16 protein-coding genes are annotated in these 13,152 nt (G+C 32.1%); all 16 read left to right on the top strand.

Translation table 11 applies throughout. The features are described 5' to 3' along the window. Nucleotides 1-6 precede the first annotated feature (6 nt). The 16 genes from J1D01_RS00320 to J1D01_RS00245 all read left to right on the top strand — a co-directional run bounded on the left by J1D01_RS00320 (nucleotide 7) and on the right by J1D01_RS00245 (nucleotide 13,149). Nucleotides 7-420 carry a bactofilin family protein gene (locus J1D01_RS00320; protein WP_372936192.1) on the top strand — a complete coding sequence of 138 codons (414 nt, stop codon included), beginning with the start codon at nucleotides 7-9 and terminating at the stop codon, nucleotides 418-420. Further along, nucleotides 380-613, top strand: a complete 234-nt coding sequence (locus tag J1D01_RS00315; protein WP_421149459.1) for an AtpZ/AtpI family protein — start codon at nucleotides 380-382, stop codon at nucleotides 611-613. The genes J1D01_RS00320 and J1D01_RS00315 overlap by 41 nt, the downstream gene beginning before the upstream one ends. Further along, nucleotides 606-992 (top strand): hypothetical protein, encoded by a 387-nt coding sequence (locus J1D01_RS00310; RefSeq protein ID WP_421149458.1) that lies wholly within the window; start codon nucleotides 606-608, stop codon nucleotides 990-992. Before J1D01_RS00315 ends, J1D01_RS00310 begins: the two co-directional genes overlap by 8 nt. 116 nt (nucleotides 993-1,108) lie before the next feature. Then, a complete protein-coding gene (atpB, locus tag J1D01_RS00305) occupies nucleotides 1,109-2,182 on the top strand; it encodes a F0F1 ATP synthase subunit A (RefSeq protein ID WP_421149457.1) in 1,074 nt (357 codons plus the stop codon). A gap of 45 nt (nucleotides 2,183-2,227) precedes the next feature. Further along, nucleotides 2,228-2,419, top strand: coding sequence for an ATP synthase F0 subunit C (gene atpE, locus J1D01_RS00300; RefSeq protein WP_076698954.1), 192 nt, complete (start codon nucleotides 2,228-2,230; stop codon nucleotides 2,417-2,419). 86 nt (nucleotides 2,420-2,505) lie between these two features. After that, the gene (locus J1D01_RS00295; RefSeq protein WP_372938702.1) at nucleotides 2,506-3,006 is read left to right on the top strand and encodes a F0F1 ATP synthase subunit B; all 501 of its coding nucleotides are present in this window, start codon (nucleotides 2,506-2,508) and stop codon (nucleotides 3,004-3,006) included. A 10-nt stretch (nucleotides 3,007-3,016) separates the two neighbouring features. Beyond that, on the top strand, nucleotides 3,017-3,553 hold the full coding sequence (gene atpH / locus J1D01_RS00290) for an ATP synthase F1 subunit delta (RefSeq protein WP_372938703.1): 537 nt from the start codon (nucleotides 3,017-3,019) through the stop codon (nucleotides 3,551-3,553). 27 nt (nucleotides 3,554-3,580) lie between these two features. After that, nucleotides 3,581-5,158 carry a F0F1 ATP synthase subunit alpha gene (gene atpA / locus J1D01_RS00285; RefSeq protein ID WP_421149456.1) on the top strand — a complete coding sequence of 526 codons (1,578 nt, stop codon included), beginning with the start codon at nucleotides 3,581-3,583 and terminating at the stop codon, nucleotides 5,156-5,158. A gap of 71 nt (nucleotides 5,159-5,229) precedes the next feature. Next, nucleotides 5,230-6,090 carry an ATP synthase F1 subunit gamma gene (gene atpG, locus J1D01_RS00280; protein WP_372937498.1) on the top strand — a complete coding sequence of 287 codons (861 nt, stop codon included), beginning with the start codon at nucleotides 5,230-5,232 and terminating at the stop codon, nucleotides 6,088-6,090. 189 nt (nucleotides 6,091-6,279) lie between these two features. Continuing rightward, nucleotides 6,280-6,732 carry a hypothetical protein gene (locus J1D01_RS00275; RefSeq protein WP_372937497.1) on the top strand — a complete coding sequence of 151 codons (453 nt, stop codon included), beginning with the start codon at nucleotides 6,280-6,282 and terminating at the stop codon, nucleotides 6,730-6,732. Nucleotides 6,733-6,812: 80 nt separating this feature from the next. Beyond that, complete coding sequence (locus J1D01_RS00270) at nucleotides 6,813-8,273, top strand: oligosaccharide flippase family protein (protein WP_421149455.1); 1,461 nt, start codon at nucleotides 6,813-6,815, stop codon at nucleotides 8,271-8,273. 1 nt (nucleotide 8,274) lies between these two features. Beyond that, complete coding sequence (gene dut, locus J1D01_RS00265; RefSeq protein WP_421149454.1) at nucleotides 8,275-8,709, top strand: dUTP diphosphatase; 435 nt, start codon at nucleotides 8,275-8,277, stop codon at nucleotides 8,707-8,709. A 35-nt stretch (nucleotides 8,710-8,744) separates the two neighbouring features. Next, nucleotides 8,745-9,764: a sugar phosphate nucleotidyltransferase gene (locus J1D01_RS00260; protein WP_372937494.1), complete on the top strand. Its 1,020-nt coding sequence runs from the start codon at nucleotides 8,745-8,747 to the stop codon at nucleotides 9,762-9,764. Between the two features lie 27 nt (nucleotides 9,765-9,791). Then, the gene (locus tag J1D01_RS00255; protein ID WP_421149453.1) at nucleotides 9,792-11,153 is read left to right on the top strand and encodes a tetratricopeptide repeat protein; all 1,362 of its coding nucleotides are present in this window, start codon (nucleotides 9,792-9,794) and stop codon (nucleotides 11,151-11,153) included. Continuing rightward, on the top strand, nucleotides 11,153-11,920 hold the full coding sequence (locus J1D01_RS00250; protein WP_372937492.1) for a DUF4292 domain-containing protein: 768 nt from the start codon (nucleotides 11,153-11,155) through the stop codon (nucleotides 11,918-11,920). The genes J1D01_RS00255 and J1D01_RS00250 overlap by 1 nt, the downstream gene beginning before the upstream one ends. Further along, nucleotides 11,920-13,149, top strand: coding sequence for a murein hydrolase activator EnvC family protein (locus J1D01_RS00245; RefSeq protein WP_372937491.1), 1,230 nt, complete (start codon nucleotides 11,920-11,922; stop codon nucleotides 13,147-13,149). The genes J1D01_RS00250 and J1D01_RS00245 overlap by 1 nt, the downstream gene beginning before the upstream one ends. Nucleotides 13,150-13,152 lie beyond the last annotated feature (3 nt).

The following is a 13,152-nucleotide window of genomic DNA, read 5'->3' as shown; positions in this document are numbered from 1 at the left end:
ATTTTTATGTTTTCAGAAAAAAAAAAGAATAAAATGGTAGAAAACACACCACACCAAAACATTATAGCTCAAGGCACTAAATTTGTTGGCGATTTAAGTAGTGCTGGCGATTTTAGAATAGATGGTACCGTAGAGGGAAATGTAAAAACCTCAGGAAAAATAGTTGTTGGTAAAGAAGGTTTTATAAATGGAACTTTACAAGGAACCGACGCCTATTTTGAAGGTAAATTTTCTGGTAAATTAACATTATCTGGCACTTTAACATTAAAGGCATCAGCGTATATTGAAGGCGAAGTTATTGCTGGCAAATTAGCTGTTGAACCCGGCGCTACGTTTAATGTAACTTGTGTAATGAAGGGAACGGTTAAAGAAATGAATAATGGCGGAAAAAGAAAACCGGAAACCGAAAAAACAGCTTAAAAACGCAGCAATACTTTCTGGAGTAGCCATTCAAATGGGTATTACTATTTACTTGTTTGTACTTTTAGGTAAATGGTTAGATTCTAAATATAATAACGGCGATAAACTTTTTATAATTATAACTACTCTTGCAGGAGTTGGCGTGTCTCTATACGCTGTAGTTAAACAGCTTTACCGATTAAATAATGACTAACCCTTTTTTTAGTTTTATAATTAAAGCTACGGCACTATTTGTAATAACTTTTGTGTTGCATTTAGGGGTTTTGTGTTTATTAAACAAAGTGCTGTTTAAAGATTATATTGTACTTTCTTATGCTGTAAATCTTGTACTTGTAATTTTGGTATTTGGTGTTCTTTATCTGTTTAGAAATAAATACAAAAGTCAACTTGGGTTTTTGTTTTTAGCAGGAAGTGTTGTAAAATTTGCTGTTTTTTTTATTGTTTTTCAACCTCTTTTTAAACAAGATCAGCTTATTTCTAAACTAGAATTTGCTTCGTTTTTTGTGCCTTATTTAACGGGTTTAATTATAGAAACTATAAGTCTAAGTAAATGGTTAAATAAATTAGAATAAACCGCTTCATAACTCCTTGAAATACATCTATTGAAATAAAAGGTAAAATAGTTTTTGTTTTTGAGATAAAAAGCTACCTTTGCACCGATTTTTAAGCCACTATTATTTAAAGTGATATGCGTAGAAAAATAGCTTTTAAGCCGATTACATTATTGCTACTTTTAATAACCTTTGCGTCTTTTGCTAAAGAAGACAAACAACATGGTGAGCCTGAGGGCGATTTAAGAAGTGAAATCAAAGAATACATCCAGCACCACTTGCTAGACTCTTATGACTTTAATTTGTTTTCATATGAGAATGGGGAAAAGCATTTTGGGTTTCCGCTACCTGTAATTCTTTGGGATGATGGTTTAAAGGTGTTTTCTTCATCTAAATTCCACCACGGAGAAGCTGTAGCCGAAGTTGGAGGGAATCATTATAAACTATACCACAACAAAATATATAAAACAGATGCAGAAGGCACCATTAATTATGATGCTGAACACCATCCAACAAATGCAAAACCGTTAGATTTTTCAATCACTAAAAACGTTGTTTTAATTGCTATGGTTTTTGCTATCATGTTCTTTATGTTTAGTAGAATGGCTAAATCATACCAAAAAAATAATGGTATGCCAAAAGGTATGGGGCGTTTCCTAGAGCCAATTGTACTTTATGTAAGAGATGAAATTGCTATTCCTAATATAGGAGAAAAGAAATACAAGAAATACATGAGTTATTTGTTAACCGTATTTTTCTTTGTTTGGATTGTTAACTTATTTGGGTTAACACCAATAGGAATGAACGTAACAAATAATATTGCAGTAACATTATGCTTAGCGCTTATTACTTACTTTATTACAACGTTCTCTGGTAATAAAAATTATTGGAAACATATTTTCTGGATGCCTGGTGTACCAGTGCCTATGAAAATTATATTAGCCCCAATAGAGTTGTTGGGCACATTCATTAAACCTTTTGCTTTAATGATTCGTTTGTATGCTAACATTACAGCAGGTCACGTGGTGTTAATGAGTATTATTGGTATGATGTTTATTTTTAACAATTGGTTAGGAAGCTCATTATCATTTTTATTAGCCTTTGTTTTAGGAATATTAGAGTTGCTAGTGGCGGCTTTACAAGCATATATTTTTACAGTATTATCGGCACTTTATTTTGGAATGGCAGTAGAAGACCATGACCATCACTAAGCGCTTTTTTTAACTTGAATGTTTAATTTTTAAATATATATATTTATGGAAATTCCAGCTATCGTAGGAGCGGGTTTAGTAGTAATTGGAGCAGGAATCGGAATCGGTAAGATTGGTGGTTCAGCTATGGAAGCAATTGCACGTCAACCAGAAGCTACTGGTAAAATTCAAACAGCTATGCTTATTGCAGCGGCTTTAATTGAAGGTATTGGATTTGCTGCATTATTTGCAGTGTAAAACAAAACAAAGAAACAGCTATAACGGTTGGTTATAGCTGTTCTTTTAAAATTAAACAAAAAGTTTTTTTAGAAATATAAATTATTATGGAAGAATTATTTGGAGGCTTTTCTTTAGGATTGTTTTTTTGGCAAACAGTACTTTTTTTAGCATTAGTGTTTTTATTAAAAAAGTTTGCGTGGAAACCAATTTTAGATTCTGTAAACAATAGAGAAGAAGGTATTAAAGACGCTCTTGAAGCAGCAGAAAATGCTAAAAAAGAGATGGAAAATCTTCAAGCTGATAACGAAAAGTTATTGAAGGAAGCTAGAGCAGAACGTGAAGCTATGTTAAAAGAAGCCAGAGACATCAAAAATAAGATGATTGAAGATGCTAAGGAAGAAGCCAAAGAAGCGGCTGCTAAATTAATGACTCAAGCTCAAGAAACTATTCAAACTGAAAAGAAAGCTGCTATTTCTGAGTTAAAATCTCAAGTAGCAAACTTATCTATTGAGATAGCTGAAAAAGTAGTTCGTGATGAATTATCTAACAAAGACAAACAAGAAAAATTGGTTGAGTCTATGTTAGGTGAAGCAACTTTAAACTAATAATTATATAATGGCAGGAACTAGAGCAGCAATACGTTACGCAAAAGCAGCACTTAGTTTAGCTAGCGATCAAAAAGCAGCTGAAGCTGTAAATAATGATATGATTGCTATTGCAAAAACCATTTCTGATAGCGAAGAATTAGACCAAGTACTTAAAAGTTCTGTAGTTAAAACAGAAGTTAAAACTGCTGCTTTGTCTAAAATTTTTCCTAAACTTAATAAAATCAGTTCAGATCTATTTAATTTATTAATAGACAATAAAAGAATTGGTATTTTAGGTGATGTTGCCCAAAAATATACGGAGTTATTTGATGTGCTTAACAATAAAGAAATAGCACAAGTTACTACCGCTATACCACTTACTAAAGACCTTGAAAAAAAGGTGTTAACAAAAATTAAAGAGTTAACAAGTAAGGCTGTAGAATTAGAAAACATTGTAGATGAAAGCATCATAGGAGGCTTTATTTTACGTATAGGAGACAAGCAATATAACGCAAGTGTTCAAAACAAACTAAATAGATTAAAAAGAGAATTTTCAATAAACTAAAAGATAGTTTTATAAATAAATTAAAAGATGGCAGAAGTAAAACCAGCTGAAGTATCAGCAATCTTAAAGCAACAACTAGCAGGATTTGAGGCGTCTGCTTCGTTAGAAGAAGTAGGAACTGTTTTAACTGTTGGTGATGGTATTGTTCGTGCGTATGGACTTTCTAATGCTCAATATGGTGAGTTAGTAGAATTTGAAGGAGGTTTAGAAGGAATTGTACTTAACCTTGAAGAAGATAACGTAGGTATTGTATTATTAGGACACTCAAAAGCAGTTGCTGAAGGTTCTACAGTTAAACGTACTGGTCGTATCGCATCTATTAACGTAGGTGAAGGTATTGTTGGTCGTGTTGTTGATACACTTGGTAACCCAATTGATGGTAAAGGACCTATCGCAGGAGAAACTTACCAAATGCCATTAGAGCGTAAAGCACCTGGTGTTATTTTCCGTGAGCCAGTAACAGAACCATTACAAACAGGTATTAAATCTATTGATGCCATGATTCCTGTAGGTAGAGGGCAACGTGAGTTGGTAATTGGAGACCGCCAAACAGGTAAAACTACGGTTTGTATTGATACCATCTTAAATCAAAAAGAATTTTACGATGCAGGTGAGCCTGTATACTGTATATATGTTGCTGTAGGGCAAAAAGCATCTACCGTAGCAAACATTTCTAAAGTTTTAGAAGAAAAAGGTGCATTGGCTTATACAACTATTGTAGCTGCAAATGCATCAGATCCTGCACCAATGCAAGTATATGCACCTATGGCAGGAGCTGCAATTGGAGAGTATTTTAGAGACACAGGTCGTCCAGCATTAATTATTTATGACGATTTATCTAAACAAGCGGTTGCATATCGTGAGGTATCATTATTATTACGTCGTCCACCAGGACGTGAGGCGTACCCAGGAGACGTTTTCTACCTACATTCACGTTTATTAGAGCGTTCTGCAAAAGTGATTAATGATGATGCTATTGCTAAAGAAATGAACGATTTACCAGAAAGTCTTAAACCAATGGTAAAAGGTGGAGGTTCTTTAACAGCTTTACCAATTATTGAAACACAAGCAGGAGATGTATCGGCATATATTCCAACAAATGTAATTTCTATTACAGACGGGCAGATTTTCTTAGAGTCAGATTTATTTAACTCTGGTGTACGTCCTGCAATTAACGTAGGTATTTCGGTATCGCGTGTGGGGGGTAATGCACAGATTAAATCTATGAAAAAAGTAGCAGGTACATTAAAATTAGACCAAGCACAGTTCCGTGAGTTAGAAGCATTTGCTAAATTCGGATCAGATCTTGATGCTGCTACCATGAATGTAATTGAAAAAGGAAAACGTAACGTAGAAATTTTAAAGCAAGCACAAAACGATCCATTTACTGTTGAAGATCAAATTGCAATTATCTATGCTGGGTCTAAAAACTTGTTAAGAGACGTTCCTGTAGAGAAAGTAAAAGAATTTGAAAGAGATTTTATTGAGTTTTTAAACGCTAAACACAGAGATGTTTTAGATACTTTAAAAGCAGGTAAATTAACAGATGAGGTTACAGATACACTAACTAGTGTTTGTAAAGATTTAGCAAGTAAATATGCGTAAATAGATTTTAGTTTTGAGTAGTAAGATGTAACAAGTCTAACTACTGAATACTCAATACTAATAACTAAAATATGGCAAACTTAAAAGAAATACGTAACAGAATATCATCGGTATCTTCTACCATGCAGATTACCAGTGCCATGAAAATGGTATCGGCTGCAAAGTTAAAGAAGGCACAAGATGCTATTACTGCAATGCGTCCTTATGCAGATAAATTAACTGAGTTATTACAAAGTTTAAGCGCCACTTTAGATGCAGATTCTGGAAGCAAATTTGCAACACAACGCGAAGTAAACAAGGTACTTATTGTAGCAATAACTTCAAACAGAGGCTTGTGTGGAGCATTTAACTCTAACATCATTAAAGAAGTTACAAGATTAGCTAATGAGAAGTACGTAGGTAAAGACGTGTCTTACTTGGCTATTGGTAAAAAAGCAAATGATGCGTTTGGAAAATCTGGAAAAGTAATTGCAAACCATAGTGATGTTTTTGACGATTTAACATTTGATAATGTTGCTCAAATAGCTCAAAGTTTAATGGATAAATTTGTTGAAGGCGAGTTTGATAAAATTGAATTAGTCTACAATAAATTTAAAAATGCTGCAACTCAAATTGTTGTTACAGAGCAATTTTTACCAATTGTACCTGTAGAAGATGGTGGAAATACTTCTGGAGATTATATTTTTGAACCTTCAAAAGCCGAAATTGTAGAGCAATTAATTCCAAAATCGTTAAAAACACAATTATTTAAAGGAGTTAGAGATTCTTTTGCTAGTGAACACGGTGCTCGTATGACTGCAATGCACAAAGCAACCGATAACGCTACAGAATTAAGAGATCAACTTAAATTAACTTACAATAAAGCGCGTCAAGCTGCTATTACCAACGAAATTTTAGAAATAGTTGGAGGAGCAGAAGCACTTAACAATTAATTTGATATAATCAAATTTACTATAAAGCATAAGCCTTACCTTTTTTGGTAAGGCTTTTTTTATGGCATCAAATTTGAATTTATATCTTTATAAAATAAGTTTGATAAAATGATTTTAATAAAAAAAATACCGATTTTGCTGGTTTGGTTGCTTTCCATAACCTGTTTTTTACAATGTAAAAGCGCTAAAATGGCTAAAACAAAGCCCCCTATGCAATTCGGAAATGTATATTACCAGCATTGGGTTTCTGGAGTAAAAGGCGGTGGTTCTGGATATAATATTTATATTCCTATAAAGTCAAACCCTACTAAAACGGTGCTAGATAGTGTTTATTTTAAAGGGAAAAAGGCTAAATTAGAACAACAAGATAATTTATTTATTGGCCGATTTAAATCAGATATTAATTCTAAAGAAGATATTATTTTAAGCAATAAACCATTTGCTGAATATGGAAATAAGGCACCTAAATTACCTGAAAAAACACCATTTGAATTGAACGAAACCGAATGTATAGTTAGCTTTACAGAAAACGGTGAGGTTAAGTATTTTAAAATTAATGAGGTTTATAAAAAAGAATTAGAACGTTATCAAAGTGCACCACCTAAAAATAAAACCGTTTTAGGAGATAAATCGTCTAAATAAATACAGCGTATTTACAATAAACACATAGTTTGGCTAACGTTTACTAAAAACGTATTTTTAACCTTGTTAATTGGTAAAAATTGGGAGCACTCAAAAAATTATTTAAGCAAACATTTATATATGGTTTAGCCACAGTGCTACCAAGAATGTTAAGTTTCTTATTAGTTCCCTTATATACTACAAAGGGTGTGCTTTCTTCCGTGGCAGAGTATGGCGAAGTTTCTGTAATTTTTTCTTATTTCGTATTGTTTAATGTGGTTCTGGCCTATGGTATGGAAACCGCTTTTTTTAGGTTTTTCAATAAAGAAGATGATAAAAATACTGTTATTGGTACTTCTACAATTTCATTAATAATCTCCTCTTTAGGCTTTTTTATTGTAGCCTTTATTTTTCAAGAGCAAATAGCATCTCTCATAAATATAAACGCAAAATACATCAACCTTGTTATTTGGATTTTATTGTTAGATGCCTTAGTAATTATACCATTTGCATGGCTAAGAGCAACACAAAAGCCCGTAAGATATGCTATTATAAAAATTTTAAATGTTGCTATTAATTTAGGGCTTAATTTGTTCTTCCTTTTGGCTTTAAAAGAACTAGCAGATAATAGTTCTTTGTTTAAAATTATTTACAAGCCAAACTATGAGATAAACTATATTTTCATTTCTAATTTAGTAGCAAGTGCAGTTACATTATTACTTATGTTTCCGTTTTATTTTAAAGTTAAATATGTATTTAATAAAAGCTTATGGAAACGCATGATGCGTTACGCATTTCCTGTTTTAATTGCAGGTGTAGCCTTTTCAATTAATGAAACTTTTGATAGAATTCTGTTAGATTATTTATTACCCGAAAATGTTGCTAAAACTCAAATAGGTATGTATTCTGCTTGTTATAAACTGGCGTTGTTTATGACCTTATTTGCAACGGCATATCGTTTAGGTATAGAACCATTCTTTTTCAGTCATGCTAAAACAGAGAACCCACAAAAAAATTATGCTAGAATACTTGAGTTTTTTGTAGCCTTAGGAGCCGTTATTTTATTAACTGTTGTAGTGTTTGCAGATATTTTAAAACCTATTATTGTTAGAAGCGAAGCCTATTGGGAAGCTATGTGGGTGGTTCCAATTATACTACTAGCAAATTTTTGTTTAGGTATTTATCATAATTTATCAGTTTGGTATAAAATAACAGACAGAACCAAGTTTGGGGCTTATATATCTATAGTTGGAGCTGTAGTAACATTAGTAATTAATGTTATGTTTATTAAGCAGTATGGTTATAAAGCATCTGCTATTGCCACATTGGTGGCGTATAGTATTATGATGATTTTATCGTATTACTTCGGAAGAAAATATTATCCAATTCCATACAACTTAAAAAAGATAGGACTTTATTTAATTTTATCCATTGTATTATCAGGTTTATCTTTCTATCAATTTAGAGCCAATTATATTATAGGAATCTCTATGTTAATTGTATTTTTGGGCGTTATTTATTTTTCAGAAAGACAGCAGATTAATCAATTATTAAAAAGATAACATGCAGATAAAAATTATAAACAAATCAAATCATAAATTACCACACTACGAAACCATTGCCTCTGCAGGAATGGATTTACGAGCCAGTTTAACCGAAGCTAGAATTCTAAAACCATTAGAGCGTACTATTGTAGGTACAGGATTGTTTATAGAGCTTCCTGTGGGTGTTGAAGCCCAAGTACGCCCAAGAAGTGGTTTAGCAGCTAAAAAGGGCATAACGGTACTAAATGCACCAGGAACAATTGATGCAGATTATAGAGGCGAAATAGGAGTTATTTTAGTAAATCTATCAAATGAAGAATTTACTATTAATAATGGCGAGCGCATTGCACAATTAGTTATTGCTAAACATGAACGTGCCGAATGGGAAGAAGTAGAAACACTTTCTGAAACCGATAGAGGTGCTGGCGGTTTTGGAAGTACAGGAACAAAATAAACTAATAAACACATAAAATAAACCAACTTTAAAAAATGAAAATAATTGTCCCAATGGCTGGCCGAGGTTCTCGATTACGCCCACATAGTTTAACCGTACCAAAACCATTAATTCCTGTTGCAGGACAACCCATTGTACACCGTTTAGTAAAAGATATTGCTAAAGTACTAAAACAACCTATTGAAGAAGTAGCCTTTGTTTTAGGAGACCCCGCTTGGTTTGGAGATGATGTTGTTGAAAGTTTAACGCAATTAGCCCAAGATTTAGGAGCTAAAGCTTCAATTTATCGTCAAGATAAACCCTTAGGGACAGGGCATGCTATTATGAGTGCTAAACCATCACTTTCTGGACCTGCAGTTATTGCTTATGCAGATACTTTAATTCGTGCAGAATTTGATTTAGACCCACAAGCAGATAGTGTTATTTGGACAAAACAAGTTGATAATCCAGAAGCTTATGGTGTTGTAAAACTTAATGATAATCAAGAAATTGTTGAGTTGGTTGAAAAACCAGAAACCTTTGTAAGCAATCAAGCAGTAATTGGTATTTATTATTTTAAAGATGTAGCCGTTTTAAAAAACAAATTACAAGAAGTACTAGATGAAAATGTTATGAATGGTGGTGAATACCAAATAAATGATGGTATTAAACGTATGATGGCCGATGGAAAAATATTTAAAACAGGCACTGTAGATGAGTGGATGGACTGTGGTAATAAAGCCATAACTGTTGAAACCAATGGTAAAATGTTAGACTTTTTAAAAGCCGATGGAGAGGAGCAATTAGTGGCTAACTCAGTAACTTTAGAAAATGCCAAAATTATAGAACCCTGTTTTGTAGGAGAAAATGTAGTGCTTAAAAATGCCACGGTAGGACCTCACGTTTCTATAGGAAATGGCACTATTATTGAAGATTCAACTGTTAAAAACAGCTTAATTCAAACCAATACATCAATTAAAAATGCTAATTTAGATAATGCTATGATTGGTAATAACGTTAAATTTAATGGTAAATTTACAAGCATTAGTATTGGAGATTACTCTGTTTTAGAGTAGTATTTATAGGTTTAAGTGTATTTTGTAATGAGTAAAAACAATAAAATAACAATATTTTTATTCGGGATAATCTTTATTCCTATACTCACTTTTGCCCAAGTAAACTTTAATAAAACACCAGATGACGATTTAGGAGATGTAGAAGACCAATTTCAAGAAGCATTTTACGAAGCCCTAAAACAAAAAGGTATTGAAAACTATGATAGAGCTGTAGAATCGCTTTTAAAATGTATTGAGCTAGATGCAAGCATACCTGTTTTATATTTTGAATTAGGTAAATGCTATAATAAAATTAAAAACTTTGGTTCTGCTGAAGATGCTTTTAAAAAAGCCGTAAGTAAAGACCCAGATAACGAGTGGTTTTTAGATGAACTGTATGGGTTTTACGTATCTCAAAATGAATATGAAAAAGCTGTTAAAACGGTTAAACAGCTGGTAGAGTATCATCCTGATTATAAAGAAGATTTAGCCTCTTTATACCTTAGAATGAAAAAGTATGACGATGCTTTAAATATTCTTGATGAATTAGATGAAGAACATGGTATTTCTATCACCAGAGATATGATGCGTAATAGAATTTATGAGCTCACCGGTAAGAAAAAAGATCAAATTAAAAACCTAGAAAAACGAGTTGATGACAACCCCGAAAAGGAATCAAACTATTTAGCGCTTATTTACAGATATAGTGAAAATAATCAAAAGGAAAAAGCCTTTGAAACGGCTAAAGAACTTTTAAAAATTAAACCAAATTCAAAATTAGTTCACTTAGCTCTATATAAATTCTATTTAGATGACAATGATGCCGAAAAAGCCATTGAGTCTATGAAAATAGTAGTAAAAAGTAGCGAAATTAAACCAGAAGCTAAATTAAAAGTACTCACAGATTTTGTGGCATTTGTTAGTAAAAATCCACAATATGAAACAGATCTTGTTGAAGCCACAGCTTTGGTAGAAGGTACTAACAATAGCAAAACCTTAACAGAATTAGGACAGTATTATTTGGCTAAGAACAACAAAGAAAAAGCCTTAGAAAATTTTGAAGCAGCCTTAAAATTAGAGCCTAATAATTTTGGAGTTTTAAAAAACGTTATGCTTTTATATTTAGATTTAAAAAAGTTTAATTTAGCCAATGAAGCCAGTAGTAAAGCACTAGATAACTATCCGTCACAGCCTTTGTTGTATTTAATAAATGGGGTGTCATTTAATGAGTTAAACCAGCCCCAAAAAGCAATTGATGCGTTAGAGATAGGTTTAGATTATATTATTGATGATGTAAAAATGGAATCAGATTTTTACAATCAGTTAAGTAAAGCTTATACACTTTTAAACAATACCGCTAAGGCAAAAACGTTTAGTGATAAGGCAAAACAATTACAAAACACAAATTAATGCAAGTACGCTCCCAAGTCTTAATAGCTTTATTTGTTCTGCTAATGTTTAGTTGTAAATCAGCAAAAACAGTAACCAGAGGAGAGGCTAATTATAATTTATCTTCAAAACAATTAATAAAGGAGAATTTAAAAAAAAGCCCCAATTATAAAACTTTAAAATCTACTTTAAAAATAACTTATGATGATGGTAAAAGCTCTCAAAGTCATACCGTTAGTTTTAGAGCAAAGAAAGATGAAGCTATATGGATGAGCGCTACATTTTCAGTTGTAAAAGCTCTAATAACTCCAGAAAAGGTGAGTTTTTATAATAAGCTAGACAATACGTATTTTGATGGAGATTATAATTATTTAAGTGATTTGTTGGGTACAGAATTAGACTTTCAAAAGGTTCAGAATTTATTACTTGGCGATGCTATTTTCAATTTAAAAGAAGGTCATTACAAAGTGTCTGTTAATGATGGCACCTATATCCTTCAGCCTAAAAAACAACGAGAATTTTTTGAAATTTTCTTCTTGTTAGATCCTGCACTTTTTAAAGTAAAATCTCAACAAATATCGCAACCTGAAGAGTTTAGGCACTTACAAATTGATTATTTATCACACCAAGAAGTGGATAAACAAATAGTACCAGAAAAGGTTAAAGTCATAGCTGTTGAAAAAAACAAAGAACTCACCATAGGGTTAGAGTTTAAAAACGTAACTTTAAATGAAGATTTAAGATTTCCGTTTAAAATTCCATCAGGTTATAAAGAGATAAAACTTTAATGATTAAAGACTTTTCACCATATAAAATCTGTTTTATTGTAGTTGTTTTACTTGTTGCTTCGTTGAGTTTTTCTCAAAGTAATAAGCAAAAGGAATTAGAAATTAGAAGACAAGAACTTAGGCGAGAAATTCAAAAAATAAGTCAGTTAAAAGCCCAAGATAAATCAAAAGAACGGTCTGAATTAACATTAATTGAGGAATATAATTATAAGATTAATGTTTTAGATAACTTAATAAAAGTTACTAACCAACAAGCTAATTACCTTAACAGAGAAATAAGTTCAAATCAAAAAGAAATAACTAGCTTAAGAAACGAATTAACACAACTTAAGGAAGATTATGCGGCTATGGTGGTTAAATCTTATAAAAGTAAAAACCAACACAGTAGAATAATGTTTTTACTATCATCTACAAATTTTAAGCAAGCTTACAAGAGGTTACAATACATAAAGCAATATGCAAACCACCAAAGGCAACAAGGAGAAACTATAAAAGCCAAAACCTTAGAGTTACAAGAATTAAATAAAACATTATTAAAGCAGCAAGAGCAAAAAAAGAAGCTTATTGCAGAAAATAGAGCTACACAACGATCTTTATCGGCAGAACGAAAGCAGCATGAACTATTAATGCAATCTATTAGAAAAAATTTATCAAAATATACCTCTCAAATAAGGCAAAAGCAAAGAGAAGCCGATAGAATTGATAAAGAAATAGACAAAATTATTAGAGCCGAAATAGCTAAAACAAATAAAGCCGCGGGTAAATCGGCATCATCAACCAATTTTGCCTTAACTCCGGCAGAAAAAGCATTGGCCTCTAATTTTGTAGCAAATAAAGGCAGATTGCCTTGGCCTGTAGAACGAGGTAGAGTTAGTTTAAGGTATGGTAAACAACCTTCACCAATAGATAAATCTTTAATTATTAATAGCAACGGAGTACGTATTTCTACAAATAAAGGCGCCAAAGCGCTAGCTGTTTTTAATGGCGAAGTAAGTAGTATACTTAAAATGAAGAACGTAAATCCTATTGTTATGATTAGACATGGTAATTACGTAACCATTTATAAGAACCTATCTAAAATCTACGTTAAAAAAGGTGATAAGGTTACTACTAGACAACCAATTGGCGAAATTTATACAAACCCCTCAAATGGAGAAACCATTTTAAGTTTTATATTAACTAAAGGAGCTAATAAAGAAAATCCCGCCAACTGGATTGACAAAATGTAAAAT

The sequence above is a fragment of the Seonamhaeicola sp. NFXS20 genome, assembly GCF_049132085.1.
Classification (GTDB): Bacteria; Bacteroidota; Bacteroidia; order Flavobacteriales; family Flavobacteriaceae; genus Seonamhaeicola.
The sequence above is the reverse complement of the archived record's forward strand: the minus strand, read 5'-3'. Positions and strand labels throughout refer to the sequence as shown.

Coding starts and splice junctions, on each gene's coding strand:
- J1D01_RS00320 (WP_372936192.1), top strand. CDS start 7: ATGTTTTCAGAAAAAAAAAAGAATAAAATGGTAGAAAACACACCACAC.
- J1D01_RS00315 (WP_421149459.1), top strand. CDS start 380: ATGGCGGAAAAAGAAAACCGGAAACCGAAAAAACAGCTTAAAAACGCA.
- J1D01_RS00310 (WP_421149458.1), top strand. CDS start 606: ATGACTAACCCTTTTTTTAGTTTTATAATTAAAGCTACGGCACTATTT.
- atpB (WP_421149457.1), top strand. CDS start 1,109: ATGCGTAGAAAAATAGCTTTTAAGCCGATTACATTATTGCTACTTTTA.
- atpE (WP_076698954.1), top strand. CDS start 2,228: ATGGAAATTCCAGCTATCGTAGGAGCGGGTTTAGTAGTAATTGGAGCA.
- J1D01_RS00295 (WP_372938702.1), top strand. CDS start 2,506: ATGGAAGAATTATTTGGAGGCTTTTCTTTAGGATTGTTTTTTTGGCAA.
- atpH (WP_372938703.1), top strand. CDS start 3,017: ATGGCAGGAACTAGAGCAGCAATACGTTACGCAAAAGCAGCACTTAGT.
- atpA (WP_421149456.1), top strand. CDS start 3,581: ATGGCAGAAGTAAAACCAGCTGAAGTATCAGCAATCTTAAAGCAACAA.
- atpG (WP_372937498.1), top strand. CDS start 5,230: ATGGCAAACTTAAAAGAAATACGTAACAGAATATCATCGGTATCTTCT.
- J1D01_RS00275 (WP_372937497.1), top strand. CDS start 6,280: ATGGCTAAAACAAAGCCCCCTATGCAATTCGGAAATGTATATTACCAG.
- dut (WP_421149454.1), top strand. CDS start 8,275: ATGCAGATAAAAATTATAAACAAATCAAATCATAAATTACCACACTAC.
- J1D01_RS00260 (WP_372937494.1), top strand. CDS start 8,745: ATGAAAATAATTGTCCCAATGGCTGGCCGAGGTTCTCGATTACGCCCA.
- J1D01_RS00255 (WP_421149453.1), top strand. CDS start 9,792: ATGAGTAAAAACAATAAAATAACAATATTTTTATTCGGGATAATCTTT.
- J1D01_RS00250 (WP_372937492.1), top strand. CDS start 11,153: ATGCAAGTACGCTCCCAAGTCTTAATAGCTTTATTTGTTCTGCTAATG.
- J1D01_RS00245 (WP_372937491.1), top strand. CDS start 11,920: ATGATTAAAGACTTTTCACCATATAAAATCTGTTTTATTGTAGTTGTT.